This window comes from Oleiphilus sp. HI0132, from assembly GCF_001635845.1.
Genome location: NZ_LWGJ01000386.1, coordinates 1 through 1,145, shown reverse-complemented (window position 1 = coordinate 1,145; position 1,145 = coordinate 1). Strand labels below are relative to the sequence as shown.

Here is a 1,145-nt window from a genome sequence, read left to right as displayed (position 1 = left end):
TAAATGTTTACGAGTTTTTTACGCCAGAGAAAGTCAATGAACAACAGCTTAAGCCAGAGTCTTTCGAGGCTGTTTCCAAGTACAAATATGCAAGTCATGATAGTACCGAGTTTTCCTTAACGACCAGGGATGGCGATAAAGTCTCGATTCGTTTGAGTGATACATTTGCCTCTATTTACCAGTCTTCGGGAAACTCTCTAGGCGTGGCTGTGTCCGGCGATAAGTCGTTTGAATATAGTGTCGAAGGGGAGCTGGATGAATCGGAGCTTACGGCAATTAACGAGCTATTGTCGCAGCTAGGTAATGTAACGGAATTATTTTTTCAAGACCGCTTTCAGGATGCATTTGAATCAGCGATGAGTGTAGGGTTTGATTCCAGCGAAATTGCATCCTTTTCCTTAGACTTGTCCAAGACTGTAGCGGAAGAGTTAAGAACTTATGGTGCACCTTCTAGTTCACAAGAAGGTCGAACGAATGACTTATCAAACCTAAAGCGGTATCAACCTATTGTAGATATGGTTAATCACTTTAATCAGATGAATGATTCAATGGGAGTGTTTGAATCTCCGCGCGACTCAATGGTCAGCTTGATTCGTGAAACGCTTGAAAGAGTGAAAGGTATGATGAGTGAATTAAGTGAAAATAGCGCTGACGCTGATAAGTCTATGATTCCAGTAGATAAGGTAACTGTTTCCCACTTTATCGAATTTAGTGAGTACTTATTGTCTGAATGATTTTAGAGGTGGCTTCCTAGGTTAAAATAAATTCTAGCCTCGGTAACGGGGCCTAAGTAGCTGTTATGTCTACGTAGATGGTTAGCTTCTGTCCTGGCTGTAGATATTTTTTCTTGTTTAGCTTGTTCCAGCTTACTAGGTCATTAATCGTTACGCTGAACTTACTTGCGATGCGAGCGAGCGAGTCACCTTTTCTTACTCGATAGCCAATCTTTCTGATCATTTGCCTTTTATCTCTAAAAGACGGTAGCGGCATGCTTGCTTTACCTACATCCTTAAGTGACCAGATAATTAATTCCTGACCTGGCTTAATCGGGTCAGTGGGTGCCATGCCGTTCCACTTGGCTAGAGAGCGAACGCCTACTTTGTGAGCTCTGGAAATATCCCACATGGTATCTCCAGAGCGTACTT

General features: G+C 42.4%; 2 protein-coding genes. One reads left to right on the top strand and one right to left on the bottom strand.

Features of this window, described 5'->3' with window-relative positions:
• A partial coding sequence (locus A3766_RS30390; protein ID WP_197479325.1) for a hypothetical protein occupies positions 1-734 on the top strand: 734 nt, incomplete at its 5' end.
• A gap of 52 nt (positions 735-786) precedes the next feature.
• On the opposite strand, the gene A3766_RS04695 is transcribed toward A3766_RS30390, so the two are convergent.
• Positions 787-1,145, bottom strand: a 359-nt coding sequence (locus A3766_RS04695; RefSeq protein WP_156508689.1) for a LysM peptidoglycan-binding domain-containing protein, incomplete at its 5' end; no start/stop codon positions are given.